Below are 24,537 nucleotides of genomic sequence, written 5' to 3'. Positions count from 1 at the left end.
TGCCCGAGCGGGCAGAGGGCGTCGAAGACGCGCAGCTCAGTCGGCGGCGCCTGCCGGCGTGGGCAGCTCGATCGGAACGACCGGGCAGTCCTTCCAGAGGCGCTCGAGGCCGTAGTAGACGCGCTCCTCCTCGTGGAAGACGTGCACGACGAGGTCGCCGAAGTCGAGGAGCACCCAACGGGACTCCTGTCGGCCCTCGCGGCGCAGGCGCTTGTGGCCCGCCTCGAGGAGTTTCTCTTCGATCTCGTCGGCGATCGCGGCGACGTTGCGCTCGTTGCGACCGGTGATGAGAAGGAAGATGTCGACGAGGGGAAGGGGCTCCGACACGTCGAGCGCGACGATGTCGTCGCCGCCCTTCGCGTCGGCGGCGATGGCGGCGATCTGCGCCATCTCGCGGCCGTTGTCGGTGGCTGTCATCGGAAGACTCCTGTCGTGATGGCGAGGCCGAGGGCCACGACCACTCCCAGCGCGAGGATGCCCGTCGTGACGACGAGCACGAGGAGGAGCTTGCTCCCCTTCTCGGGCGCCGGGGGGCGAATGATCTCGCCGGGTTGCTTGACGGTGCTGATGGCCGCACTCGCGGCGATCGGCGTGGGCGACGAGGCGGGCGGAAGCTCGCCGTCGAGGAGCACGGCGTCGGCGTCATGGCCGTCGGTCGTGCCGGGGGCGTGCCCGACCGAGCCGAGGCCCGCGGGAAGGTCGAACGAACCGGTGATCATGATCTCGCCGGTGCCGGTCATCGGGCCGACCAGCGGCACGCCGGTCGGGGTTTGCGAGAGGATCAGCGCGTTGGGCGTTGAGACGGCGCCCGTGCCTCCTGGTCCGCGCGTGATCAACTGATCGAACGACGCGGGCAGGGTGACGTCGGGCGTGACGCCCTCGAGCAGGTCGGAACCCAGCGCCGGGTTGACGACGGAGGCGGCGCCCTGCGGCTCGGAGACGGCGGTCTCGTCGGTCTCGGGAGCGGAGGGGCGGAAGATCGCGGGGAGCACCGGCGCGTCGTCGGCGCGGGGAGCCGGGGCCGGAGGCGCGGGCTGCGACCGCTCGAGGTCGGAGCTGATGATCGGCACGGCGGCCGTGCGGATCTTCTCCTGCTCGCGCACCTGACGGCGGGTCAGACCCGAGACGCCGAACTCGGCGCTCTCGTCGGAGAAGGGCGAGCCGAAGGCCGGGGGGAACGCCGCAGCGGCCGGACGCTCGTCGAGGGCGGCCACGGCGGGCGCGGGCTCGTCGGCGGCGTCGGGCGAGGCATTGTCGGAGGCAGCCTCGACGGAGGGTGCTTCCTCGGACGGAGCTTCATCGGTCGAAGGCTCGTCGGACGGCGCCTCGTCGACGGGCGCCTCCTCCGCGGAAGCGGGCGCGGCCGGCTGGTCGCCCTCGGGCACGGCGTCGATGACCTCGTGCGGCGACGACGCCTCGTCGATGGGGGTCGTCGGGGCCGCGGGCTCGGCGGCCGCGGCATCCGGGGACTCGCCCTCGGACTGCGGGACGATGATGGGCGTCGCGCCGGTCTGGCGGAGCTCACGCAGCTGACGACGGGTCAGGGGCGGAGTCTCGGGGTTCTCGGACGTGCTCATGGCTTGCTCCGGTAGAGGTGGTGCTTCGCGATGTACTGCACGACGCCGTCGGGCACGAGGTACCACACGGGGTGTCCTCGGCGCACACGGGCGCGGCAGTCGGTGGACGAGATCGACAGCGCCGGGATCTCCAGCTGGCTCACATTCTGCGACGGGAGGCCCTCGGTGGTCAGGACGTGACCGGGGCGCGAGACGGCGACGAAGTGCGCGAGGTCCCACAGCTCCTGGTGGTTGCGCCAGCTCAGGATCTGGGCCACCGCGTCGGCGCCGGTGATGAAGAACAACTCGGCACCGGGCCGCTGGTCTTGCAGGTCGCGCAGCGTGTCGATCGTGTACGTCGGGCCCGCGCGGTCGATGTCGACGCGGCTCACGGTGAACTGCGGGTTGGACGCCGTCGCGATCACCGTCATGAGGTACCGGTGCTCGCTCTCGGTGACGTCGTCTTTCTGCCACGGGCGACCTGTGGGGACGAAGACGACTTCATCGAGATCGAACGACTGGGCGACCTCGCTGGCGGCGACCAGGTGACCGTGATGGATGGGATCGAACGTCCCACCCATGACCCCGATCCGAGGGGTGCGCGTCACCGACATACAGCGGGCCTCAGTGGCCGTGCGCCTCGGGGGTGGGCGTGCCGTGCTTCTTCGTGTACGCCTCGGCCTTGTGAGCGTGACGGTTCGACACGTTGCGGTACGACAGGGTGACCAGGCTCAGGCAGACGAAGATCACGAAGGCCAGGGCGCCGTACCAGAAGGTCGTGGCCTGCACGTTGCCGCCCTCGTGGTGTCCGGCCTGTTCGGCGACCTGGGCGAGAAGTGACACGAAAGTCATCAGTGCTCCGTTCGAAGTGTCTGCGCAGAGCGCATTGTCATTTTAGGCGGTCAGGCGCGGACCTGGCCGCCGCCGCGCCCGAGCCACTTGGTGCTCGTCAGTTCGGCGAGCCCCATGGGGCCGCGGGCATGGAGTTTCTGGGTCGAGATGCCGACCTCGGCACCGAAGCCGAACTCCCCGCCGTCGGTGAAACGCGTCGAGGCGTTCACCAGCACGACGGCCGAGTCGACCTCGGCGAGGAAGCGATCGGCGGCGCTCTGGTCGTCGGTGATGATCGATTCGGTGTGCTGGGTCGAGTAGCGGCGGATGTGGGCCAGGGCCTCGTCGAGGTCGTCGACGACGCGCACGGCGAGGTCGAGCGTTCCGTATTCGCGCGCCCAGTCGTCGTCGGTGGCCGGCACGACGCGCGAGTCGGTCGCGCGAGCGGCCTCGTCGCCGTGCACGGTGACACCGGCGTCGATCACGGATGCCAGCAGCTCGGGCAGCAGACGGTCGGCCGCGTCGCGGTGCACGAGCACCGTCTCGACGGCGTTGCACACGCTCGGGCGCTGCGTCTTGGCGTTCAGCACGATGTCGCGCGCCCAGTCGGCGCGCGCGGAGGCGTCGACGACGATGTGCACGACACCGGCTCCGGTCTCGATCACCGGCACCGTCGACTCGGTCACCACGGTCTCGATGAGACCCGCGCTCCCGCGGGGCACGAGCACGTCGACGAGCCCGCGGGCGTTCATCAGCGCGCGGGCGCCGTCGCGGCCGAAGTCGTCGACGCTCTGGATCGTCTCGGGGTCGACCCCCTGGGCGCTCAGCGCATCACGCATGACGCGCACGAGGGTGGCGTTGCTGCTCTGGGCTGCCGAGCCCCCGCGCAGCACCACGGCGTTGCCGGAGCGCAGGGCGAGGGAGGCGATGTCGACCGTGACGTTGGGACGCGCCTCGTAGATCGAGCCGACGACGCCGAACGGCACCGCGACCTTCTGCAACGCGAGGCCGTTGGGCAGGGTGCGGGTGTCGAGCACGCGTCCGACGGGGTCGGGCAGGTCGGCGACGTCGCGCACCGCCGCGGCGAGGGCGGCCACGCGCCCCGCGTCGAGGCGCAGGCGGTCGAGGAGGGCCTCGCCGATGGCATCCGCCCGCCCTCGCTCGAGGTCTTCGGCGTTCGCGGCGACGATCTCGTCGGTGGCCGCCTCGACGGCGTCGGCGACGGCGCGCAGCAACGCGGTCTTGCGCGCGGAGTCGAGCAGCCCGATCTCGCGCGCGGCGTCTTTGGCCAGACGCAGGCGCTCGTCGACGGAGGCGGCGATCACGGACATGCGCTCAGTGTACCGGCGCGCCCACAGCGCCCACCGGGCCCGTTGCCAGGGTCACCGGGTCGGGGTTCGGGGCGAACCAGGTGCCCACCTGATCGCCCGCGAGGGCCGAGGCGACGAGGTCGGCGCTGGTGACCAGCACTCCGACGCCGGCGGTGGAGGCCAGCTTGGCTGCGGAGGCCTTGGTGGCCGCTCCCCCGGTGCCCACGCCGTTGACGACGCCCGCACCGAACTCGAAGTCCGACAGGTCGTCGCCCCAGGCCACGTCGACGATCGGACGCGCGCCCGCTTCGCTCGGCGGACGCGTGAAGAGCGTCTCGATGTCGCTGAGCAGAACCAGGGCGTCGGCGCCGATCAGCTGGGCGACCAGCGCCGCGAGGCGGTCGTTGTCGCCGAAGCGGATCTCGTGCGTCGCGACGGTGTCGTTCTCGTTGACGATCGGCAGGATGCCGAGGCCCAGCAGGCGCTCCATCGCGCGGCGGGCGTTGGAGCGGTGGGTGGCGTTCTCGAGGTCGCCCGCGGTCAGCAGCACCTGCCCCGCGAGGAGCCCGAAGCGGTCGAGCGAGGTCTGATAGCGCCACATGAGCACGTTCTGCCCCACCGCCGCGGCGGCCTGCTGCGTAGCGAGGTCGTTCGGACGCCCTCCCAGATCGAGCAGCGGCAGAGCGGTCGCGATGGCACCCGACGACACGAGCACGACCTCGGTCCCCGCCGCATGCGCGCGGGAGAGGGCATCGACGATCGTGTCGATGCGGTGCGCACCGTCACCGCTGATCGACGACGAACCGACCTTCACCACGACGCGGGCGGCGCCGGGGATGTCGGCGCGCGTCGACGCGGTCACCGCTGGTCGTCCTCGGTACCGGATGCCGCTTCCTGCAGCTCCGCCGAGTCGCCGTCGGGCGTGATGCCCACGGCACGCGCCGCGCGGCGCTCGGCCTCGAGCTCGGCGCGGGCGTCGGCCTTGGCATCCATGCGCTCGTGGTACTGCTCGCGACGCTCCGACGAGGTGCGTCGCGGGTTCTGCACCAGACGCGGGTCGGTGCCGCGCGGAGCGGTCATCAGCTCGGCGGCCGAGGTGAGCGTGGGCTCCCAGTCGAAGACGATGCCGTCGCCGGGGCCGATGACGACGGTCGCACCCGCGACCGCGCCGGCGCGGAACAGTCCGTCTTCGACGCCGAGGCGCGCGAGACGATCGGCGAGGTAGCCGACGGCCTCTTCGTTCTGGAAGTCGGTCTGCTGCACCCACTTGACCGGCTTGTCGCCCAGGATCCGGTAGACGGGACCGTACGTGCCGCCCTCGACCTTGATCTCGAAGTCCTTCTGGGCGCCGCGCGGGCGGATGACGACGCGCTCGGCGGGGGCCTCGGCGATCGTGGCCAGGCGGTGCTGTTCGACGAGCTCGCCCAGGGCGAAGGTCAGTTCGCGCAGGCCCGAGCGGCTGACGGTCGAGATCTCGAACACGCGGAAGCCGCGGGCCTCGAGGTCGGGCCGCACGAAGTCGGCGAGCTCGTGCGCCTCGGGAACGTCGACCTTGTTGAGGGCGATGATCTGCGGGCGCTCGAGAAGGGGCACCTGCCCCTCGGGCACGGGGTAAGCGGCGAGCTCGGCGAGGATGATGTCGAGGTCGCTCAGCGGGTCGCGGCCGGGGTCGAGGGTGGCGCAGTCGAGCACGTGCACGAGGGCCGTGCAGCGCTCGACGTGGCGGAGGAACTCGAGCCCGAGGCCCTTGCCCTCGCTCGCGCCCTCGATGAGTCCGGGCACGTCGGCGATGGTGAAGCGCGCGTCGCCGGCCTGCACGACACCGAGGTTGGGGTGCAGCGTGGTGAACGGGTAGTCGGCGATCTTGGGCCGTGCAGCCGACACGGCAGCGATGAGGCTCGACTTGCCGGCCGAGGGGAACCCGACCAGGGCCACGTCGGCGACGGTCTTGAGCTCGAGGACGACGTCGCCCTCGTAGCCGGGGGTTCCGAGGAGCGCGAAACCGGGCGCTTTGCGCTTGGGCGAGGACAGGGCCGCGTTGCCGAGCCCTCCGAGTCCGCCCGGAGCGGCGACGAAGCGCATGCCGGGGGTGATCATGTCGACGAGCACGTTGCCGTCGACGTCCTTCACGACGGTGCCCAGTGGAACGGGCAGCTCCTGGTCTTCACCGAGCGCGCCCGAGCGGTGGTCGCCCATGCCGAACCCGCCGTTGCCCGCGGAGCGGTGCGGCGAGTGGTGGTACGACAGCAGCGTGGTCGTCTGCGGGTCGGCGACGAGCACGACGTCGCCGCCGCTGCCCCCGTTGCCCCCGTCGGGACCGGCCAGCGGCTTGAACTTCTCACGGCGCACCGAGACGCAGCCGTTGCCGCCCTTTCCTGCACGCAGGTGCAGGGTCACGCGGTCGACGAAGGTGACCATGGCGGGTCCTTCCGGGAAGGGTCGGGCGAAGCCGACGTGAAAAACGAGAAGAGGGGGCGGGCTGAGCCCACCCCCTCTGGAGCGCCGAAGCGCTGTGGATTACTCCGCTGCAGCGGTGACGATGTTGACGACCTTGCGGCCGCCCTTCGCGCCGAACTGGACCGCACCGGGGGCCAGAGCGAACAGCGTGTCGTCGCCACCACGGCCGACGTTGGCGCCGGGGTGGAAGTGCGTGCCGCGCTGGCGGACGATGATCTCGCCGGCGAGAACGACCTGGCCACCAAAACGCTTCACGCCGAGGCGCTGTGCGTTGGAGTCACGACCGTTACGGGTGGAGCTTGCGCCCTTTTTGTGTGCCATCTCTGCGTCTCCTGGCTCTTACTTGATGCCGGTGATCTTGACGCGCGTGAGGTCCTGACGGTGGCCCTGGCGCTTCTTGTAGCCGGTCTTGTTCTTGAACTTCTGGATCACGATCTTCGGACCGCGCTCCTCGCCGAGCACCTCGGCCGTGACCGAGACCTTCGCGAGCTTGTCGGCGTCGGTCGTGACCGCGTCGCCGTCGACGAACAGGACGGCGGGCAGCTGGATGCTCTCGCCGATCTTCGCCTTCTGGCGGTCGAGCACGACGATGGTGCCGACCTGGACCTTCTCCTGGCGGCCGCCGGCGCGCACAACTGCGTAAACCACTTCACACCTGTTTCGTTCGGGAGCCGCGGGGCTCCGGTTGTCTGATGACGTCGGGAGGGTCTGATGACCCAAGTCTCGGTGCGATCCGGCCGACGAAAGTCAGCGGGGTCTCGCTCGTACAAAGCGGACGCGACGCACCAAGGGTCGAGTTTAGCTCACCGGAGGGCATCCGGCAAAAGCACCCGCCCGCGTGTCGACCGTAGGATCGCGGGATGGCGATCCTCATCGACGACCCGCAGTGGCCCGCACACGGTCGACTGTGGGCGCACCTGGTCAGCGACAGCGATCTCGCCGAGCTGCACGCCTTCGCCTCCGCCGCCGGCATTCCCCGCCGCGCCTTCGACCTCGACCACTACGACGTTCCCGACGAGCGGCACGCCGACCTCGTCGCCGCGGGAGCCGAGCACGTGGGCGGTAAGGAGCTCGTGCGACGTCTGCGCGCCTCGGGGTTGCGGATCACGGCACGAGAGCGCCGTCCGGGCGCCTGACGGCCGGCTGTCGGCGTTCTGACGGCCCGCCCGGCCCCTCGGCATCCGCCCCCTCTCCTGCGCGTGAGGGGCCGCCTCCTCGCCTGAGCGTTGCTCGGCGACGGAAAGCGACCCCTCACGGGAGAAGCGGGCTCAGGCCTCGGTGGTCGGCTGCGCGTTGACCGGCGTACCCGTCAGCGCCGCCGTGGTCACGCGACGACGCGAGCGTCCCTGACCGGGGGCCTTGGGCTCGGGCAGCGCCTCGAGCACGGACTCCAGCAGGGCGTCCTTCTCGGTGCGGGGAGCCTTGGGCTCGCGCTTCTTGCGCGGACGCTTCTCGCGCGCCGGGGCCGGGGTCTCGGCGGCGGAGTCGCTCTTGGCCTCGAGCACGGCTTCGACGGATGCCACGACCGCCGCCTCGACCACGGCGGGGTCGTCGAGGGTGGGCTTGACCGTGGATGCCGCGATCTGCGCCAGCGCCGACTTCACGCCCTCGGTGATGGTGTGCGTGCCGCCGGCCGGGGCCGCCGCTGCACCGGTGTTCTGCGCCGGAGCGTTGCCCCCGCCGTTTCCGTTGTTGCCGTTCGAGGGACCGTTGCCGCCGCGGCCGCGACGGTTCGACGAACCGCCGTTCGCGTTGCCACCGCCGTTGGAGGACGAGCCCGCGGGACGGTGCTTGACCACGGGATCGTGGTGCACGACGACGCCACGACCGGCGCAGACCTCGCACGCCTCGCTGAAGGTCTCGAGAAGGCCGAGGCCGAGCTTCTTGCGGGTCATCTGCACGAGACCGAGCGAGGTGACCTCGGCGACCTGGTGCTTCGTACGGTCACGGCTCAGGCACTCGATGAGGCGGCGCAGCACGAGGTCGCGGTTCGACTCGAGCACCATGTCGATGAAGTCGACGACGATGATGCCGCCGATGTCGCGCAGGCGCAGCTGGCGAACGATCTCTTCGGCCGCTTCGAGGTTGTTCTTGGTGACGGTCTCTTCGAGGTTTCCACCCGAGCCGACGAACTTGCCGGTGTTGACGTCGACGACGGTCATGGCCTCGGTGCGGTCGATCACCAGCGAGCCGCCCGAGGGCAGCCAGACCTTGCGGTCGAGGGCCTTCTCGATCTGCTCGGTCACGCGGAACGCGTCGAACGGGTCCTGCTCGCCCTCGTACTTCTCGACCCGCTCGAGCAGGTCGGGGGCGACGCCCTGCAGGTACGACGAGATCGTCTGCAGCGCCTCGTCGCCCTGGATGAGCATGCGCGTGAAGTCCTCGTTGAAGACGTCGCGGACGATCTTGACCAGCAGGTCGGGCTCGGAGTGCAACAGGGCGGGGGCCTGGATGGTCTTGATCTGGCTCGAGACGTGCTCCCACTGCGCGGTGAGGCGCTGGACGTCGAGAGTCAGCTGCTCCTCGGTGGCGCCCTCGGCGGCGGTGCGCACGATCACGCCCGACGACTCGGGGAGCACCTCCTTGAGGATCTTCTTCAGGCGTGCGCGCTCAGTGTCGGGGAGCTTGCGCGAGATGCCGTTCATCGTGCCGTTGGGCACGTAGACCAGGTAGCGGCCGGGCAGCGAGATCTGGCTCGTCAGGCGGGCACCCTTGTGGCCGACGGGGTCCTTGGTGACCTGCACGAGCACACGGTCGCCCGACTTGAGGGCGAGCTCGATGCGACGCGGCTGGTTGTTGGTCTCGACGCCGTCCCAGTCGACCTCGCCGGAGTACAGCACGGCGTTGCGGCCGCGACCGATGTCGACGAACGCGGCCTCCATGCTCGGCAGCACGTTCTGCACGCGCCCGAGGTACACGTTGCCGATGAGCGAGGCGTCCTGGTTGCGCGCGACGTAGTGCTCGACGAGCACGTTGTCTTCGAGCACGGCGATCTGGATGCGACCGGCCTTCGAGCGCACGACCATGACGCGGTCGACGGCCTCGCGGCGGGCGAGGAACTCGGCCTCGGTCACGACGGGGCGACGGCGACCGGCCTCGCGACCGTCGCGGCGACGCTGCTTCTTGGCTTCGAGGCGCGTGGAGCCCTTGATGCGCTGCGGTTCGGTGATGACCTCGACCGCGCGCTGGCGCACGGGGGGCGCCGGAGCCTCTACGACCTCGTCGGAGCCGGTGCCCACTCCCCCGCGGCGGCGGTTGCGGCGACGCGCGTTGGCGGAGCCGCGCTCGGCGGGGGCGTCGTCGTCGCGGTCGTCGCGGTCCCACGGGTCGTCGCGCACGGGAAGCGGCGGCAGCTCGGGGGCGTAGAAGTGCAGGGCCGTCGAGACGGCCGAGACGAAGTTCTCGGGGAGCAGACCGAGCGAGACGGCGGTCGGGCGCGCGGGCTTCTCGGGCTCGGCGGGGGCCGTGGGCTCGGGGGCGGATGCCGGCGCCTCGGCCGTCGCGTCAGCCTCGGGTGCGGCGGGCTCGGTGGTGGCAGCCGGAGTCGCCTCGTCGGCCGCAGCCTCGGCGGGGGCTTCGACCGGAGCGTCGGCGGAGGACGCCTCGGCGGCCGCTTCCTCGGCGGGCGACTCGTCGACCGGAGCCTCGGCGGGCGACTCGTCGACCGGAGCCTCGGCGGGCGACTCGTCGACCGGAGCCTCGGCGGGCGCCTCGTTGGAGGGAGCTTCGGATGCCGCGTCGGGCGCACTCGCGTCACCCTCGGACGCCGCGGCGGCCTCGTCGAGCACCGCGGGGGCCTCGGTGTCGGTCGACGCCGCGTCTTCGGCATCCTGAACCGCGGCCTCTTCTTCGTCGACCGCAGGGGCCGCGAGATCGGGGGCGGTCACGTCGGACGCGGACGTGGCAGGCGTGTCGTCGGTGGGGTTCTGATCGTCGGTCACATCAGCCATGCGGAGGTACTCCCTGGCGGGCGACACCGCGCGTCGCCCGACGAAATCTCATGCGGCGCCGCACCCGGCGGGGCCGCGAACTCACTCGGTCTGCAGCCGGCCTGCGGCTCGTGCTGCGAAGGGCGGTCATCGCCCGAAGTCTTCTGGGTGATGTTCCTGCGGCGCGGCCGCGGTCACATCAGCCTTCATTATCGCACGAACCGCCGCGTTCGCCCACGAGAAGCGTTCCGCCGGTCTCGCGGGCGCGTCGCGACGGCCAGGCGCGTTCAAAGCAACTGCATAGCGGGGCGGTGCGAGAATCGCCCCCATGAGCGAAACCGTCACCCCTCGTCGTCCGGTCGTCGTTGCGATCTGGCTGGTCTTCGCGGGCGTCGTCGGGTGGTGGGCGGCCTTCTCGCTCACGATGGAACGCTTCGCCCAACTGCAGAACCCCGGCACCGCGGCATCCTGCGACTTCAGCGTGCTCGTGCAGTGCTCGGCGAACCTGCAGTCGGCCCAGGGCAGCGTGTTCGGCTTCCCCAACCCGATCATCGGTCTGGGCGCGTGGATCGCTCCGATCGTGGTCGGCATGGCGCTGCTGGCCGGCGCCCGCTTCGCCCGGTGGTTCTGGGTGCTGTTCTGGCTGGGCTTCGTCTTCGCGATCAGCTTCGTCATCTGGCTGATCTCGCAGAGCCTGTTCGTGCTGGCGACCCTGTGCCCGTGGTGCATGGTGACGTGGTCGGTGGTGATCCCGTCGTTCTTCGTGGTCACCCTGCACGTGCTGCGCGAGGGTGTGATCCCGCACGAGCGCGTGCGCGAGGTCGCCGACCGCCTCATGGCGTGGGTGCCGCTTATGACGATCGTGGCGTTCGCCGTCGTCGCGGTGATCGCGCAGCTGCGGCTGAACGTTCTCGCCCAGCTCTGACCCCGCGGGATCGAGGAGCGGTTCCGGATGCCGCTGAGGTTGTGCGGATCGCTGAGGCTGTGCGGATAGGCGACTGAGGGGCGCGGCCTTGCGCCTGCATATCCTCTGCGATCTGCATAATCTCAGCCCGGAAGTCCCGGATGCCGCTGACGTTGTGCGGATCGCTGCGCGGGTGAGGCCGACGCAAGGCCCGGGGGCTTCGACAGGCTCAGCTGCCTCTGTCGTGAGTCCGTCGCAGGGCCCGGGGGCTTCGACAGGCTCAGCCACCTCGCGCGGCTCAGCCACCTCCCCCGAACGACGAAGGCCGCCACCCTTGCGGGGCGGCGGCCCTCACGGCATCCGGGATCAGGAGAACCAGATCGCGAGCTCGCGCTCGGCGGACTCGACGCTGTCGGATCCGTGGACGAGGTTCTGCTGCACTTTGAGGCCCCAGTCGCGGCCGAAGTCGCCGCGGATCGTGCCGGGGGCGGCGGTGGTGGGATCGGTCGTGCCCGCGAGCGAGCGGAAACCCTCGATGACGCGGTTGCCGGCGAGGCGGATCGCGACGGAGGGTCCCGACATCATGAACTCGAGCAGCGGCTCGTAGAACGGCTTGCCCTCGTGCTCGGCGTAGTGCTGGGCGAGGGTCTCGCGGTCGGGCTCGACGAGGCGGATGTCGACGAGCGCGTAGCCCTTCGCCTCGATGCGGGCCAGGATCGCACCGGTCAGGCCGCGGGCGACGCCGTCGGGCTTGACCAGGACGAGGGTCTCTTCGGTAGCCATGGGTCATTCTCCGTTCGAGAGGTCGGGGTCAGCGGCAAGCCGGGCGTTGCGTCGGTCGAGCGCCGCTCCCTTGATCGTCGCATACGCCCACATGCCTCCGAAAATGACGGCGACCACAGCGAGGGCCGGAACCAGGAAACCGGCGAGCAGCAGCACGATCTGAAGACCCCACCCGGCGAAGAGCGCCCAGCGGTGACGCAGCAGGCCCGACACGGCGACCATCGCGATCGCCATGACGACGCCGCCGACGATCCCCCACCACGGCTCGATGCCCGCGGGGAGCACCTTGAGGCCGTAGACGACGAGACCGCCGAGGAAGACGATGATCGATTCGAAGCCGAGCACGACGGAGCCGAGCGACTCCTGCGCGCCGCGCTGGCGCCGCGGGCGAGGGGCGCGGGGCTCGCGCGGGCTCACGCCTGCCACCCCGACTTCCAGTCCTCGAGCTCCGACAGACGCAGGGCTTCTCCGGCGAGCACGACGGATCCGGCGATGACGACGGCCCGGCGGTCGGACTCCGCGGCCCACGCCCGGGCCGCGTCGGCGGCGTCTTCGAGGGTCGGGTGCACGGTGACCGGGAGGTCGGCGGCCTCGGCCACGTCGGCGATCACGTCGGGGTCGGTCGCGCGGTCGCTATCCGGCGCCGTGGCGAACACGCGCGCGACGGCGGGAACGAGGGCCGACATGATGCCGACCGCGTCCTTTCCGTCGAGGATGCCGACCACGGCGCCCCACTCGTCGATGTCGAACGCCTCGTCGAGGGCTGCGACCAGAGCGCGGGCGCCGTGCGGGTTGTGCGCGGCGTCGACCAGCACGGTGGGCGCGGTGCCGACGAGCTGCAGGCGACCGGGCGAGGTGGCGTTGCCGATGCCGTCGGCCACCACGTCGGCGGCGAGGGGCTGGGTGCCTCCCCCGATGAGCGACTCGACTGCGGCGACGGCGAGGGCCGCGTTGGCGCCCTGGTGCGCGCCGTACATCGGCAGGTAGACCTCGCGGTACGCCCCGGCGACGCCACGGATGTCGAGCTGCTGCCCGCCGACCGCGAGGGTCTGGCCCTCGAGGGCGAAGCCGTCTCCGGCCACCGCGACCGTCGCGCCCTCCTTCTCGGCGCGAGCGCGGATCGCGCGCAGGGCCTCGTCGGGCTGCTCGGCCGAGACGACAGCGGCACCCGGCTTGATGATGCCGGCCTTCACCGTCGCGATCTCGGCGATGGTCGAACCGAGACGGTCGACGTGGTCGATGTCGATCGGGGTGAACACCGCGACGTCGCCGTCGGCGGTGTTGGTGGAGTCCCACTCCCCGCCCATACCGACCTCGAGCACGAGCACGTCGATCGGCGCGTCGGCCGCGACGACGAACGCGAGCACCGTGAGCAGCTCGAAGAACGTCAGCGGCGCGTCTCCGGCGGCTTCGAGCTCGCCGTCGACCATGCCGACGAACGGCTGGATCTCATCCCACGCGTCGGCGATCGCGGCGTCGGCCACGGGCTCTCCGTCGACGAGGATCCGCTCGGTGAAGCGCTCGAGGTGCGGGCTGGTGAACAGGCCCGTACGAAGCCCCATCGCGCGCAGCAGGCTCTCGATCATGCGGCTGGTCGAGGTCTTGCCGTTCGTGCCCGTCACGTGAATGACGCGGTACGTCCGCTGCGGGTCAGCCAGCAGCTCGAGCACGCGGCGCGTGCGCTCGACGCGCGGCTGCACCCACTGCTCGCCCTGGCGTTCGAGCAGCGCCGCGTAGACGGCATCCGCCCTGGTGCGATCGGTCATGCGGGGGCTCCGATCCGCGCGACGGCCACCGTGACGGGGCCGACGTTCGCGTAGGTCTTGGCGGCGATCACCGTCTCGTACTCGGCGGGCGCCAGCTCGCCCCGCTCGATCAGGCGACCCTCGGGACCGGCGAGCACGACGGCTTCGGCGAGGGTCTCGGATGCCACGCCCGCGACGTCGAACGCCTGGGCCACGGCCTGCGCGTCGGCGTCTTCGACGAAGGTGAGCGAGAGGAAGATCCGGTCGCTCACGTCGAAGCCGGCGGCCTTGCGGGTGTCCTGGATGCCGCGGATCATGTCGCGCGCCAGGCCCTCGGCCTCGAGCTCGGGGGTGGTGACGGTGTCGAGCAGCACGAAACCGCCGCGCGCGAGCACGGCCAGCGCCTCGCCCTCGGGGCGACCCGCGGTCTCGACGACCAGGTCGTACTCGGTGGGCTCGAGGGCGATGCCGCCCGCGACGACCCGTCCGTCGACCTCGCTCCAGTCGCCCTCTCGGGCGGCCTTGATCGCCTGCTGCACCTGCTTGCCCAGGCGGGGCCCGGCGGCACGCGCGTTGACCGACAGGCGGTGCGTGATGCCGTACTCGCCGGCGGTTCCGTCTTGCAGGGCGACCTGCTCGACGCTCTTCACGTTGAGCTCCTCGCGGAGGATGTCATCGAACTGGGCCAGGCCCGCGGCATCCGGAGTCACCACCGTCAGACGCGGCAGCGGCAGGCGCACGCGCTTGCCCTCGCGCTTGCGCAGCGCGTTGGCGACGCTCGAGACCTCGCGGACGGTGTCCATCGCGGTGCGGATGTCTGCCGCCGCGGGGAACGCCGAGGCGTCGGGCCAGTCGGTCAGGTGGACGCTGCGCCCACCCGTCAGGCCCTGCCACACGCGCTCGGTGACCAGCGGCAGCAGGGGGGCGGCGACGCGGGTCAGCGTCTCGAGCACGGTGTAGAGCGTGTCGAAGGCCTCGCGGCTACGCGGGTCGTCAGTCACGCCCACCCAGAAGCGGTCGCGCGAGCGACGGATGTACCAGTTGGTGAGCACCTCGGCGAAGTCGCGCAGGCGCTCGGCGGCCGTCGTGGAGTCGAGCCCCTCGAGGTCGGCCGCGACGTTCGTCACCAGGTCGCCGGTGAGCGCCAGGATGTAGCGGTCGAGCACGTCGGTGGAGTCGGTGCGCCACTCGGCGTCGTACCCGCCGGCGCCCGACGCGTTCGCATACGTCGCGAAGAAGTACCACGCGTTCCACAACGGCAGCAGGAACTCGCGCACGCCCGAACGGATGCCCTCCTCGGTCACGACCAGGTTGCCTCCGCGCAGCACGCTCGACGACATGAGGAACCACCGCATGGCATCCGAGCCGTCGCGATCGAACACCTCGCGCACGTCGGGGTAGTTGCGCAGCGACTTCGACATCTTCTGTCCGTCGTTGCCCAGCACGATGCCGTGGCACGACACCCCGGTGAAGGCCGGGCGGTCGAAGAGGGCGGTCGAGAGCACGTGCATCACGTAGAACCAGCCGCGCGTCTGCCCGATGTACTCGACGATGAAGTCGGCGGGAGCGTGCTCGTCGAACCACTCGTGGTTCTCGAACGGGTAGTGCACCTGCGCGAACGGCATCGAGCCCGAGTCGAACCACACGTCGAGCACGTCCTCGATGCGGCGCATGGTCGACGTCCCCGTCGGGTCGTCGGGGTTCGGGCGCGTGAGGTCGTCGATGTAGGGGCGGTGCAGGTCGACCTCGCCGTCGGCGTTCACCGGCAGGCGGCCGAAGTCGGCCTCCATGTCGGCGAGCGAGCCGTACACGTCGACGCGCGGGTAGTTCGGGTCGTCGCTCTTCCACACCGGGATCGGCGAGCCCCAGTAGCGGTTGCGGCTGATCGACCAGTCGCGCGCGCCCTCGAGCCACTTGCCGAACTGGCCCTCCTTGACGTTCTCGGGCACCCAGGTGATCTGCTGGTTGTTGGCCAGCAGGTCGTCTTTGATGTCGGTCACGCGCACGAACCAGCTCGACACGGCCTTGTAGATCAGGGGGTTCCGGCAGCGCCAGCAGTGCGGGTACGAGTGCTCGTAGGAGGCTTCGCGCAGCAGTCGACCGTCCTGCTTGAGCAGGCGGATGAGGGGGCGGTTGGCCTCCATCCACAGCTCGCCGGCGACGTCGGCGACGGCGGGGAGGAAGCGGCCGCTGTCGTCGAGCGAGATGATCGTCGGCAGGCCCGCGGCATCCGCCAACCGCTTGTCGTCTTCACCGTAGGCCGGAGCCTGGTGCACGATGCCCGTGCCGTCGCTGACGGTGACGTAGTCGTCGACGAGGATCTTCCAGGCGTCCTGCGTGCCCCACACCGAGGCGTCGGCGTAGTAGTCGAAGAGGCGGTCGTACGACACGCCCTCCAGCTCGGAACCCAGGATCGTGGACTGCACGGCCTCGCGGGCGGCATCCGCGCTCTCGTACCCGAGGTCTTTGGCATATCCCGGGAGCAGGTCTTCGGCCAGCAGGTAGCGGTGGGCGACGGCCTCGAACGCCTCGTCGGGTGTGCCGTCGGGAGCGCGGTGCACGTCGGCGGCGCCGTTCGGCCCGCCCTCGATCACGGCGTAGCGGATGCCGGGACCCACGGCCAGCGCGAGGTTCGTCGGGAGCGTCCACGGCGTCGTCGTCCACGCCAGCGCGCGCACGCCCGTGAGCCCCAGCGCCTCGGCCTTGGCCCCGACGAGCGGGAAGGTCACGGTGACCGACGGGTCCTGACGCATCTTGTAGACGTCGTCGTCCATGCGCAGCTCGTGCGTCGACAGGGGCGTCTCGTCGCGCCAGCAGTACGGCAGCACGCGGTAGCCCTCGTAGGCGAGGCCCTTGTCGTGGAGCGTCTTGAACGCCCACAGCACGCTCTCCATGTAGGTCGTGTCGAGCGTCTTGTAACCGCGCTCGAAGTCGACCCAGCGGGCCTGACGCGTGACGTAGTCCTGCCAGTCGCGCGTGTACTCGAGCACCGACTCGCGGGCCTTGGCGTTGAAGGTCGCCACGCCCATCGCCTCGATCTCGTCCTTCTCGGTGATCCCGAGCTGCTTCATCGCCTCAAGTTCGGCGGGAAGACCGTGCGTGTCCCATCCGAAGACGCGGTCGACCTTCTTACCGCGCATCGTCTGGAAGCGCGGGAAGACGTCCTTCGCGTACCCCGTGAGCAGGTGGCCGTAGTGCGGCAGGCCGTTGGCGAAGGGCGGACCGTCGTAGAAGACCCACTCCTCGGCGCCCTCGCGGTTGGCGATCGACGCGCGGAAGGTGTCGTCTTTCGCCCAGAAGTCGAGCGTGTCGTTCTCGATCGACGGGAAGCGGGGGCTCGGAACGACGGATGCCGTGGCGGCGACGCTCTGCGCGTCAGCGGCCGGGCCGAAGGATGAGGGGCGTGGGTAGGTCATGTCTCTCCGCAGGTTGGGATCCACCTGCGGGGACGATCCGTGCGGACCGCGGTACCACCCCGCGTTGCGCCGCCCCCGTTCGGGATCGGCGCCACTCTCACTGCGGCTGTGACGGGCCTGCCCCGCGCGGTTCTACTGATCCGGTTTCCGAGCGAGTCGAAGGGCCGGACGTTCTTCCGCGTGCTCCCCGGTGATGGCCGGATCGGTGCGTGTGGCTCCAGTCTACGCGAGCCGGGCGCGGTGCGCTGCGGCGCGTGCGCGGCCGTCGAGCGGCCGGACGCGACCGCGGGCTCACGCCCCAGCTGAGCCCAGACCAGCCGCGGCCAGCAGTTCCCGACTGAACGGATGCCGCGGGGCGGCGAAGACGCACGACACGGTGCCCGAGTCGACGACGCGTCCGTCCTTCATCACGATCACGTCATCGGCGATGCCGGCGACCACGTCGAGGTCGTGCGTGACGAACACCATCGCGAGGTCGCGCTCGGCCTGCAGGGCGCGGAGGCGGTCGAGGATCCGTGCGCGCACCGACGCGTCGAGAGCCGACACGGGCTCGTCGAGCACGAGAAGATCCGGCGTCACCGCGAGGGCGCGGGCGATCGCGACGCGCTGGCGCTGTCCGCCCGAGAGCTGCGCGGGCCGCCGCCGGACGAACGCGGGCGAGAGGCCCACCTCCGCGAGCAGCGCGGCGACGGCGGCGCGACGCGCCGAGCGCGCGACTCCCCCGGCGGCCACGGCCTCGGTGAGCGTGCGGCCCACCGTCCAGCGGGGGTCGAGGGCGCCCCACGGGTTCTGCTGCACGAGCTGCACGCGGGTGCGCGCGGCGCCGCGGGCAACCCGCGACGACCAGGGGCGTCCCGCGAAGGTCATGTTCCCGGCATCCGGATCCGCCACCCCGACGATCAGCCGCGCGAGGGTCGTCTTACCCGAGCCCGACTCTCCCACGACCGCGAGCGTGCGACCGCGGCGCACCTCGACCGACACGTCGTCGACCGCCGCTCGGTCACCGAAGCGCTTGGTCAGGGAGTCGGCGGTGAAGATGGGGGCGTCGGTGCGCGGTGCCCGGCCGAGCGGCTCGTGCGACACCGCCTCGACCAGCGCGCGCGTGTGCGGATCACGCGGAGAGGCGAGCAGCTCGGCGGTCGGCCCGGTCTCGACGACGCGTCCCTCGTGCATCACGACGACGCGATCCGCGACGCGGGCGACCGCCCCGAGGTCGTGACTGATGAAGACCACGGCCACGCCATCGTCGGCGATGCGGCGCAACAGGTCGAGCACGCGCGCCTGCACGGTGGCATCCAACGCCGTCGTCGGCTCGTCGGCGACCAGTACGGCGGGGTTCGCGGCGAGCGCGGAGGCGATCAGCGCCCGCTGCCGCAGACCGCCCGACAACTCGTGGGGGTACTGCCGTGCCCGCGTCTCGGCCTCGGGCAGCGACACGCGCTCGAGGCTCTCGCGCACGCGCGCGGCCAAGGCCGTTCCCCGCACGTCGGGCTCGTGGATGCGCACGGGCTCCGCCACCTCGGCGCCGACGCGACGCAGGGGGTCGAGCGAGACGAGGGCATCCTGCGACACGAGGGCGATACGGTCGCCGCGCAGCCCGCGCCACTGCCGCTCACCGAACGAGCGCGCGTCGACGCCGTCGATATCGAGCTCGTCCGTGCGCGCCGTGAGGCCCGCGGGCAGGAGGCCGAGCAGGGCACGGGCGCTCACCGACTTGCCGGTGCCCGACTCCCCCACGACCGCCACGCATTCGCCCGGGGCGACGTCGAGGTCGAGTCCGCGCACGATCGCACCGGCCGGTCCGTCGATGCGCAGGCCGCGCACCCGCAACCCGCTCATGCGTCGCGCTCCTCGGCTCGAGCGCGAAGGATGCGGCCGATCACGCTGACGCTCACGACCGTCGCGGTGATCGCGAGGCCGGGGAACACGGCAACCCACGGCGCCTGCAGCAGCAGGTTGCGTCCGGCGGAGAGCATGAGGCCCCATTCGGCGGTGGGCTCCGTCGGGCCGAGGCCGAGGAAGCTCAGCCCGGCGGCGGCGAGGATCGAGGTGCCGATACCGATCGTGGCCAGCACGCTCACCGCGCCCAGCACGCCGGGGAGCACGTGCCGCACGTGCACGACGGCGGCCGGCACTCCGATGATCCGCGCGGCCTCGACGTGCTCGGCGGCGGCGAGGGTACGCGTCTGCGCCCGCGCCAGGCGGATGTACACGGGCACCGCGGCGATCGTCACGGCGACCGCGACGTTCACCGGGCCGGGACCGAGCACTGCGACGACCAGCAGGGCGACGAGGAACTCCGGGAACGCGAGCAGCACGTCGACGACGCGCATGGCCGCGGCATCCGCCCATCGCGGCGCGACGGCCGAGAGCGAACCGGCGACCACCCCGACGACCAGGGCGAGGCCGGTGGCGAGCAGGCCGATGCCGACCGACCGTCCGGCTCCGTAGACGACCCGTGAGTACATGTCGCGTCCGCTCTGGTCGGTGCCGAACCAGTGCGCCGCGCTCGGCGGCTGCAGGGTTGCGCGCACGTCGGTCAGCAGCGGGTCGTGGGTCGCGAGCAGGCCCGGGGCGACGGCGGCCAGGGCGATGAGGGCGAGCACGGCGCCGGCGATCCACAGCGCGGCGGCCTGACCGCGGCGCTTCACGAGGGCACCGCCGCTCGCGCGGCCACCGCCGGCGCTGCGGTGCGCAGGCGCGGGTCGATCAGGGGCACGACGAGGTCGACGACGGTGTTCACGACGACGAAGACGAGGGCGCTCAGCAGAATCACGCCCGTGATCACCGGCAGGTCGCGGTCGGTGATCGCCGTCAGCGTCACGCGGCCGATGCCGGGCCGGGCGAACACGGTCTCGACCAGCACCGCTCCGCCGAGCAACGACCCGACGAGGTAGGCCGCGAGCGTCACGCCCCCGACGCTCGCGTGGCGGAGCGTGTGGTGCACGCTCTCACGCAGGGGCGTCGCCCCGCGGGCACGCACGGTGGTGAGGAACGGCTCGCGCTCGGCCGCTTCGACCCCGTCGCGCAGCACCTGCGACAGCAGGGCCGCGACCGGCAGGGCTAGGGTCACCGCGGGCAGCACGATCGCGGCGGCATCCCGCGCCCCCGACACCGGGAACCACCCCAGCTGGAACGAGAAGACGCTCAGCAGCAGCAGTCCCGTCCAGAACACCGGTGACGACAGCACGACGAGTTCGATCCCGGATGCCACGGCCCGACCGGTCCGCCCGCGCACGAGCAGCGAGGAGGCAAGGGCCAGCACGACGGCGATCACCAGCGCGAGCGCGGAGAGCTGCAGGGTCGGGGCGAGCTGACGCCCGATGACCTCGACGACCGGCTGGCGCAGCTGGTACGACTCGCCGAGGTCGCCGCGCACGAGCCGGCCGAGGAAGGTCGCGTACTGCTCGAGCACGGGCCGGTCGAGACCCAGGTCGCTGCGGATGCCCGCCTTGACCGCCTCGCTCACCTGCGCCTGCGGTCCGAGCAGCACGTCGACCGGGTCACCCGGGATGATCCGGAACGCCACGAACGCCAGCGTCGCCGCTCCCCAGAGCACCAGGACGACGGATGCCACGATCCCACCGAGGCGCCTCAGCAGGGCGCGTGAGCGAGAGCGGGGCATCCGAACAGTGTGTCTGAAACCCGGCGGCTCAGCCGACCGATGCGGTCGCGAAGAGCGGACGACCGTACAGGTCGAACGTCAGGCCCGAGACATTCGGGGTCACGGCGCTGATCAGGGCCGGGCTGTACAGCGGCACGATGGCGGCCTGCTCGGCGTTCCACTCCTGCACCTGGGCGTAGATCGCAGTGCGGGCGGCCGGGTCGGTCGTCGAGGCACCCTGCTCGAGCAGCGCGTCGAGCGCGGGGTCACTCACCTGCGAGGCGTTCTGGAACCCGTCGGTGGCGAGGTGGCTGCGCAGCAGGTCGGCGTCGACGCCCGAGAAGCCCCAGTCGGTGACGTCGTAGGTCTTGGGTCCGTACTGCTCGTTGTAGGCACCCGGCTCGAGCACCTCGCGCTGCAGGTCGAAGCCGACGGCCTTCAGGTCGCTCTGCACGGCGTTGGCGAGTGCGGCGCGGTCGTCGGGAACCGGGGTCCACGCGATCCACCGGGCGGTGAGGCGCTGACCGTCTTTGGTCCGGATGCCGTCGGCATCCCGACCCGTCCATCCGGCCTCGTCGAGAAGGGCGTTGGCCTGAGCCTGGTCGAAGGGCCAGGAGTTCTCGAGACTCGCGTCGTAGCCGGGGGTCGTCGCGCCGAGGACGCTCCAGGCGCGGGGGTACTGGCCGAAGAAGATCTCGTTCACCGCGGTGTCGACGTCGATCGCGCGGGTGAAGGCCTGACGCACCTTCTGGTCGGCGAAGACGCCGTAGTTCTCGTTGAGGAACAACGAGTACGGCAGGCCCGGGTAGGCGATCGACTTCACGGTGTCGTCGGCGGGAACCTGCTGCACGAGGTTCGGCGGCAGGTTCGTCACCACGTCGGCCTGGCCGCTCGAGAGCGCGCCGACGCGCACCGACGCCTCGGGGAGGATGTCGACGCGCAGCGTCTTGAAGCTCGGCTTGCCGCCGCCGTCGGGACCCCACGTGTAGTCGTCGTTGCGGGTGTACACGATGTCCTGATCGGGCGTGTATTCGGTGAGCTCGAACGGGCCGGTGCCGACGGTCACGTCGGGGCCGCCGGCCTTCAGCTGGTCGGCCTTGGTCTCGAGCACCTTCGGCGAGTAGAAGCCGAGCAGAGCGGTGCTGGCCGCCTGCAGGAACGGCGCGTACGGCTGCGTGAACCGCACCCGCACGGTGTGCTCGTCGACGACGTCGGTGCCGGCGTACAGGTCGCCGCCGAGCATGCTGGCCGCCTGCGCCGAGGCGGTGTCGGGGTTCACGATGCGGTCGAAGTTCGCCTTGACCGCGGCCGCGTCGAAGGGCGTGCCGTCGTGGAAGTTCACGTCGGTGCGCAGACGGAAGAGGTAGCTCGCGCCGCCGTCCTCGACGTCCCACGACTCGGCGAGCCACGGCGAAAACGTGCCGTCGGTCTCTTGGAACACGAGCGAGTCGAGCACCGCGCGCTGCACCATCGCCGACACGTCGAGCTGGCTGGTCTGCGGGTCCATGTGCCCGGCCGAGAGGTTCGCTCCCTCGATCGCCCAGACGACCTCGCCGTCGCCCTGCGCGGCGGGGTCAGACCCGGCGCAGGCGGAGAGCGAGAGGGCGGAGACGGCCGCGACGGCGACCGCCGACAGCACGCGGCGCGAAAGCGAAGAAGGCATGGAGAAACCTCGGAATCTCTGGTGGGAAGGCTTTCAGCTTACCGGGGTTCCTGGACCGAGTGCGGAAAGTAGCCGGCCCGGCGCACGCCGGCAGCGAACGGGTGCGGGTCGGCCTCCTCGGTTCGGCACGGGGCCGCGGCACGCAACCTCAGTGATGTGCGCAATCTCAGTCGGCATCCGCCCGCCCGGACTGAGGATGCGCGAATCGCCGAGCTTGCGCGGCGACGCCTCGCCCCCAGGCGTCGCAACCTCAGAGATCTGCACAACCTCCGTCAGCATCCGCCCCTCCGGACTGAGTTTGCGCGAATCGCTGAGCTTGCGCGGCGACGCCTCGCGCCCAGGCCGTCACCATCGCGGCGACGCCTCGCCCGGCCGTCACCATCCGCCCCTCCGGACTGAGGTTGCGCGAATCGCTGAGCTTGCGCGGCGACCCCCGCCTGCCGCTCGCGACCTCAGCGATCTGCGCAATCTCCGGCGGCATCCGCCCCTCGGGACTGAGGTTGCGCGCATCGCGGAGCTTGCGCGGCGACGCCCCCGCCCGGCCGTCACCACCTCAGAGATCTGCACAACCTCTGTCGGCATCCGCCTCTCTGAACTGAGGTCGCGCGAATCACCGAGCTTGCGCGGCGACGCCTCGCGCCCAGGCCGTCACCATCGCGGCGACGCCTCGCCCGGCCGTCACCACCTCAAAGATCTGCATAACCTCCGTCAGCATCCGCCCCGCCGGACTGAGGTTGCGCGAATCGCCGAGCTTGCGCGGCGACGCCCCCGCCCGGCCGTCACCACCTCAGAGATCTGCACAACCTCTGTCGGCATCCGCCTCTCTGAACTGAGGTCGCGCGAATCACCGAGCTTGCGCGGCGACCCCCGCCTGCCGCTCGCAACCTCAGCGATCTGCACAACCTCCGGCGGCATCCGCCCCTCCGAACTGAGGTTGCGTGCATTGCGGAGCTTGCGCGGCGACGCCCTCGCCCGGCCGTCACCACCTCAGCGATCTGCGCAATCTCCGTCGGCATCCGCCCCTCTGGACTGAGGTTGCGCGAATCGCCGACCTTGCGCGGCGGTTGATCTCCTACGCCTTGTGCAGCCCCTGCGCCACGGCGTGCATGATCTGCTCCTGCACCTCGGGCCAGCGGTTCACGACCTGCTCGTATCCGACGCGGATGACGTGGTACCCGAGGAGCATCAGTTCGGCGTCGTGCCGAATGTCCTCTGTCCGCTGCGCCCCGACGTGGTGTCCCCCATCGACTTGGAGAACGAGTCGCTCTCCGATGAGGAAGTCGACGCGATGACCGGCGATCCAGATCTGCGTCCGGATCGGCAGGCCCAGCCACCGCAGCCGGACGATGACGAACGTCTCGAGCCCGGAATCAGCCCATGGCGACACCTCGTGTACGAGACGTCGTGCGGCACCGGTCCACGGCAGACGGCGCAGGTGCGCCAGCTCGATCACCTTCTTGTTCAGCGCCGAGTCCCAGATCGCACGAGCCGCCTCGTACGGCTGACACGCGGCGACCGTCAGCAGGACGTTCTCGATGTGATCTTCGAGCAGATCCGGATGCCGAGGGACGATCGCCCGATGCCAGTGCACGACAGCGGCAGGCCCGTCGATCCGTCCGCGGCCGGGATACGCGACGTGGGGCTTGTCCGGACGTTCGGCGACCCACAGCCCACGCCTGTCGGCGGCTGTGACGCAGGACAGCACGACCCCCGTCCGCGCCGCGGAGACCAGATGTGCATCCGCAGTCGGAACGGCGATCCAATCCCGTCTGACTCGCAGGACCAGCCCCTGTTGGAGCGCCTGAGCGATGCGGTGGCGGCTGTGCCCCTCTCGGACCAGGCGCGTCGGGCGAACAACGCCTCCGAGTTCAGCGGTTCGCGTCGCGACAGCACGGGCAGAGGTGTCATCCATGCGCGCCATCGTCGCCCGCCTGCACCAGCGAAAACGCAGGGCGGCGGCCCCTGTGGATGAGATGCGCGCTGGGGAGAACTGCTGTCGCGCCGTCGCTGGAGACGGAGCAAACTCGGCGATCTGCACAAGTTCAGTCGGCATCCGCCCCCGGGGGCCGAGGTTGCGCGAATCCCTGACGCTGAGCGGGCGCGGCTTGCGCGCCCGCCCGAACAACCTCAGTGATCCGCACAAGCTCACACGGCATCCGCCCCTCCGGGCTGAGGATGCGCGAATGACGGAGCCTGCGCCGCCGCCCACCCGCGGCCCAACTCCACCTCAGCGATCCGCACAAATTCAGCCCGCATTCGCCCCTCCGGGCTGAGGATGCGCGAATTGCGGAGCCTGCGCCGCCGCCCACCCGCGGACCAACACCACCTCAGCGATCCGC

The 24,537-nt window shown here is 71.0% G+C and carries 21 protein-coding genes; 2 read left to right on the top strand and 19 right to left on the bottom strand.

What is annotated here, in order from left to right; genetic code table 11:
• Nucleotides 1-36: 36 nt before the first annotated feature.
• The 9 genes from rsfS to rplU all read right to left on the bottom strand — a co-directional run bounded on the left by rsfS (nucleotide 37) and on the right by rplU (nucleotide 6,802).
• Nucleotides 37-417: a ribosome silencing factor gene (rsfS, locus tag M3667_RS07555; RefSeq protein ID WP_251506959.1), complete on the bottom strand. Its 381-nt coding sequence runs from the start codon at nucleotides 415-417 to the stop codon at nucleotides 37-39.
• On the bottom strand, nucleotides 414-1,577 hold the full coding sequence (locus tag M3667_RS07550) for a hypothetical protein (RefSeq protein WP_251506957.1): 1,164 nt from the start codon (nucleotides 1,575-1,577) through the stop codon (nucleotides 414-416). Before M3667_RS07550 ends, rsfS begins: the two co-directional genes overlap by 4 nt.
• A complete protein-coding gene (nadD, locus tag M3667_RS07545; protein ID WP_251506953.1) occupies nucleotides 1,574-2,170 on the bottom strand; it encodes a nicotinate-nucleotide adenylyltransferase in 597 nt (198 codons plus the stop codon). The genes M3667_RS07550 and nadD overlap by 4 nt, the downstream gene beginning before the upstream one ends.
• Nucleotides 2,171-2,180: 10 nt before the next feature.
• Nucleotides 2,181-2,408 (bottom strand): hypothetical protein, encoded by a 228-nt coding sequence (locus M3667_RS07540; protein WP_251506950.1) that lies wholly within the window; start codon nucleotides 2,406-2,408, stop codon nucleotides 2,181-2,183.
• 50 nt (nucleotides 2,409-2,458) lie between these two features.
• The gene (locus M3667_RS07535; protein ID WP_251506946.1) at nucleotides 2,459-3,718 is read right to left on the bottom strand and encodes a glutamate-5-semialdehyde dehydrogenase; all 1,260 of its coding nucleotides are present in this window, start codon (nucleotides 3,716-3,718) and stop codon (nucleotides 2,459-2,461) included.
• Between the two features lie 4 nt (nucleotides 3,719-3,722).
• Nucleotides 3,723-4,559 carry a glutamate 5-kinase gene (gene proB, locus M3667_RS07530; RefSeq protein WP_251506942.1) on the bottom strand — a complete coding sequence of 279 codons (837 nt, stop codon included), beginning with the start codon at nucleotides 4,557-4,559 and terminating at the stop codon, nucleotides 3,723-3,725.
• Nucleotides 4,556-6,115, bottom strand: coding sequence for a GTPase ObgE (gene obgE / locus M3667_RS07525; RefSeq protein ID WP_230704704.1), 1,560 nt, complete (start codon nucleotides 6,113-6,115; stop codon nucleotides 4,556-4,558). Before obgE ends, proB begins: the two co-directional genes overlap by 4 nt.
• A gap of 99 nt (nucleotides 6,116-6,214) precedes the next feature.
• The gene (rpmA, locus tag M3667_RS07520) at nucleotides 6,215-6,475 is read right to left on the bottom strand and encodes a 50S ribosomal protein L27 (protein ID WP_055836932.1); all 261 of its coding nucleotides are present in this window, start codon (nucleotides 6,473-6,475) and stop codon (nucleotides 6,215-6,217) included.
• A gap of 18 nt (nucleotides 6,476-6,493) precedes the next feature.
• On the bottom strand, nucleotides 6,494-6,802 hold the full coding sequence (rplU, locus tag M3667_RS07515) for a 50S ribosomal protein L21 (RefSeq protein ID WP_138172328.1): 309 nt from the start codon (nucleotides 6,800-6,802) through the stop codon (nucleotides 6,494-6,496).
• Nucleotides 6,803-7,014: 212 nt separating this feature from the next.
• Between rplU and M3667_RS07510 the strand changes: the two genes are divergently transcribed.
• Nucleotides 7,015-7,290 (top strand): DUF4031 domain-containing protein, encoded by a 276-nt coding sequence (locus M3667_RS07510; RefSeq protein ID WP_144833747.1) that lies wholly within the window; start codon nucleotides 7,015-7,017, stop codon nucleotides 7,288-7,290.
• A gap of 132 nt (nucleotides 7,291-7,422) precedes the next feature.
• Here M3667_RS07510 and M3667_RS07505 read toward each other — a convergent pair whose 3' ends face one another.
• On the bottom strand, nucleotides 7,423-10,104 hold the full coding sequence (locus M3667_RS07505) for an Rne/Rng family ribonuclease (RefSeq protein ID WP_251506939.1): 2,682 nt from the start codon (nucleotides 10,102-10,104) through the stop codon (nucleotides 7,423-7,425).
• 307 nt (nucleotides 10,105-10,411) lie between these two features.
• Here M3667_RS07505 and M3667_RS07500 point away from each other — a divergent pair, with 307 nt between their 5' ends.
• Entirely contained in the window at nucleotides 10,412-11,008 is a 597-nt protein-coding gene (locus tag M3667_RS07500) for a vitamin K epoxide reductase family protein (RefSeq protein ID WP_251506936.1), read from the top strand.
• Nucleotides 11,009-11,353: 345 nt separating this feature from the next.
• Here M3667_RS07500 and ndk read toward each other — a convergent pair whose 3' ends face one another.
• The 9 genes from ndk to M3667_RS07455 form a co-directional block, all read right to left on the bottom strand.
• Entirely contained in the window at nucleotides 11,354-11,770 is a 417-nt protein-coding gene (ndk, locus tag M3667_RS07495) for a nucleoside-diphosphate kinase (protein ID WP_144785245.1), read from the bottom strand.
• A gap of 3 nt (nucleotides 11,771-11,773) precedes the next feature.
• Nucleotides 11,774-12,196: a DUF4233 domain-containing protein gene (locus M3667_RS07490; RefSeq protein ID WP_251506933.1), complete on the bottom strand. Its 423-nt coding sequence runs from the start codon at nucleotides 12,194-12,196 to the stop codon at nucleotides 11,774-11,776.
• Nucleotides 12,184-13,536: a folylpolyglutamate synthase/dihydrofolate synthase family protein gene (locus M3667_RS07485; RefSeq protein WP_251506931.1), complete on the bottom strand. Its 1,353-nt coding sequence runs from the start codon at nucleotides 13,534-13,536 to the stop codon at nucleotides 12,184-12,186. The genes M3667_RS07490 and M3667_RS07485 overlap by 13 nt, the downstream gene beginning before the upstream one ends.
• Nucleotides 13,533-16,931 (bottom strand): isoleucine--tRNA ligase, encoded by a 3,399-nt coding sequence (gene ileS, locus M3667_RS07480; RefSeq protein WP_251506929.1) that lies wholly within the window; start codon nucleotides 16,929-16,931, stop codon nucleotides 13,533-13,535. The genes M3667_RS07485 and ileS overlap by 4 nt, the downstream gene beginning before the upstream one ends.
• Nucleotides 16,932-17,222: 291 nt before the next feature.
• On the bottom strand, nucleotides 17,223-18,770 hold the full coding sequence (locus M3667_RS07475) for an ABC transporter ATP-binding protein (RefSeq protein WP_251506927.1): 1,548 nt from the start codon (nucleotides 18,768-18,770) through the stop codon (nucleotides 17,223-17,225).
• Nucleotides 18,767-19,582 (bottom strand): ABC transporter permease, encoded by an 816-nt coding sequence (locus M3667_RS07470; RefSeq protein WP_251506924.1) that lies wholly within the window; start codon nucleotides 19,580-19,582, stop codon nucleotides 18,767-18,769. Before M3667_RS07470 ends, M3667_RS07475 begins: the two co-directional genes overlap by 4 nt.
• Nucleotides 19,579-20,556, bottom strand: a complete 978-nt coding sequence (locus M3667_RS07465; RefSeq protein WP_251506922.1) for an ABC transporter permease — start codon at nucleotides 20,554-20,556, stop codon at nucleotides 19,579-19,581. The genes M3667_RS07470 and M3667_RS07465 overlap by 4 nt, the downstream gene beginning before the upstream one ends.
• 28 nt (nucleotides 20,557-20,584) lie before the next feature.
• Nucleotides 20,585-22,198, bottom strand: a complete 1,614-nt coding sequence (locus tag M3667_RS07460) for an ABC transporter substrate-binding protein (protein WP_251506920.1) — start codon at nucleotides 22,196-22,198, stop codon at nucleotides 20,585-20,587.
• A gap of 1,072 nt (nucleotides 22,199-23,270) precedes the next feature.
• Nucleotides 23,271-24,236 carry an endonuclease domain-containing protein gene (locus M3667_RS07455; protein ID WP_251506919.1) on the bottom strand — a complete coding sequence of 322 codons (966 nt, stop codon included), beginning with the start codon at nucleotides 24,234-24,236 and terminating at the stop codon, nucleotides 23,271-23,273.
• Between the last annotated feature and the right edge of the window lie 301 nt (nucleotides 24,237-24,537).

It is taken from the genome of Microbacterium sp. P26 (genome assembly GCF_023712585.1).
GTDB classification, from domain to species: domain Bacteria; phylum Actinomycetota; class Actinomycetes; order Actinomycetales; family Microbacteriaceae; genus Microbacterium; species Microbacterium algihabitans_A.
This window is presented reverse-complemented; position numbering and strand designations above follow the sequence as displayed.

Bases quoted from the DNA above. Each gene is read 5' to 3' on its own strand.
- M3667_RS07465 (WP_251506922.1), bottom strand. From the start codon at position 20,556: ATGCCCCGCTCTCGCTCACGCGCCCTGCTGAGGCGCCTCGGTGGGATC.
- nadD (WP_251506953.1), bottom strand. From the start codon at position 2,170: ATGTCGGTGACGCGCACCCCTCGGATCGGGGTCATGGGTGGGACGTTC.
- ileS (WP_251506929.1), bottom strand. From the start codon at position 16,931: ATGACCTACCCACGCCCCTCATCCTTCGGCCCGGCCGCTGACGCGCAG.
- ndk (WP_144785245.1), bottom strand. From the start codon at position 11,770: ATGGCTACCGAAGAGACCCTCGTCCTGGTCAAGCCCGACGGCGTCGCC.
- M3667_RS07540 (WP_251506950.1), bottom strand. From the start codon at position 2,408: ATGACTTTCGTGTCACTTCTCGCCCAGGTCGCCGAACAGGCCGGACAC.
- rsfS (WP_251506959.1), bottom strand. From the start codon at position 417: ATGACAGCCACCGACAACGGCCGCGAGATGGCGCAGATCGCCGCCATC.
- M3667_RS07535 (WP_251506946.1), bottom strand. From the start codon at position 3,718: ATGTCCGTGATCGCCGCCTCCGTCGACGAGCGCCTGCGTCTGGCCAAA.
- rpmA (WP_055836932.1), bottom strand. From the start codon at position 6,475: ATGGCACACAAAAAGGGCGCAAGCTCCACCCGTAACGGTCGTGACTCC.
- M3667_RS07500 (WP_251506936.1), top strand. From the start codon at position 10,412: ATGAGCGAAACCGTCACCCCTCGTCGTCCGGTCGTCGTTGCGATCTGG.
- obgE (WP_230704704.1), bottom strand. From the start codon at position 6,115: ATGGTCACCTTCGTCGACCGCGTGACCCTGCACCTGCGTGCAGGAAAG.
- M3667_RS07550 (WP_251506957.1), bottom strand. From the start codon at position 1,577: ATGAGCACGTCCGAGAACCCCGAGACTCCGCCCCTGACCCGTCGTCAG.
- M3667_RS07475 (WP_251506927.1), bottom strand. From the start codon at position 18,770: ATGAGCGGGTTGCGGGTGCGCGGCCTGCGCATCGACGGACCGGCCGGT.
- M3667_RS07510 (WP_144833747.1), top strand. From the start codon at position 7,015: ATGGCGATCCTCATCGACGACCCGCAGTGGCCCGCACACGGTCGACTG.
- M3667_RS07460 (WP_251506920.1), bottom strand. From the start codon at position 22,198: ATGCCTTCTTCGCTTTCGCGCCGCGTGCTGTCGGCGGTCGCCGTCGCG.
- M3667_RS07485 (WP_251506931.1), bottom strand. From the start codon at position 13,536: ATGACCGATCGCACCAGGGCGGATGCCGTCTACGCGGCGCTGCTCGAA.
- M3667_RS07505 (WP_251506939.1), bottom strand. From the start codon at position 10,104: ATGGCTGATGTGACCGACGATCAGAACCCCACCGACGACACGCCTGCC.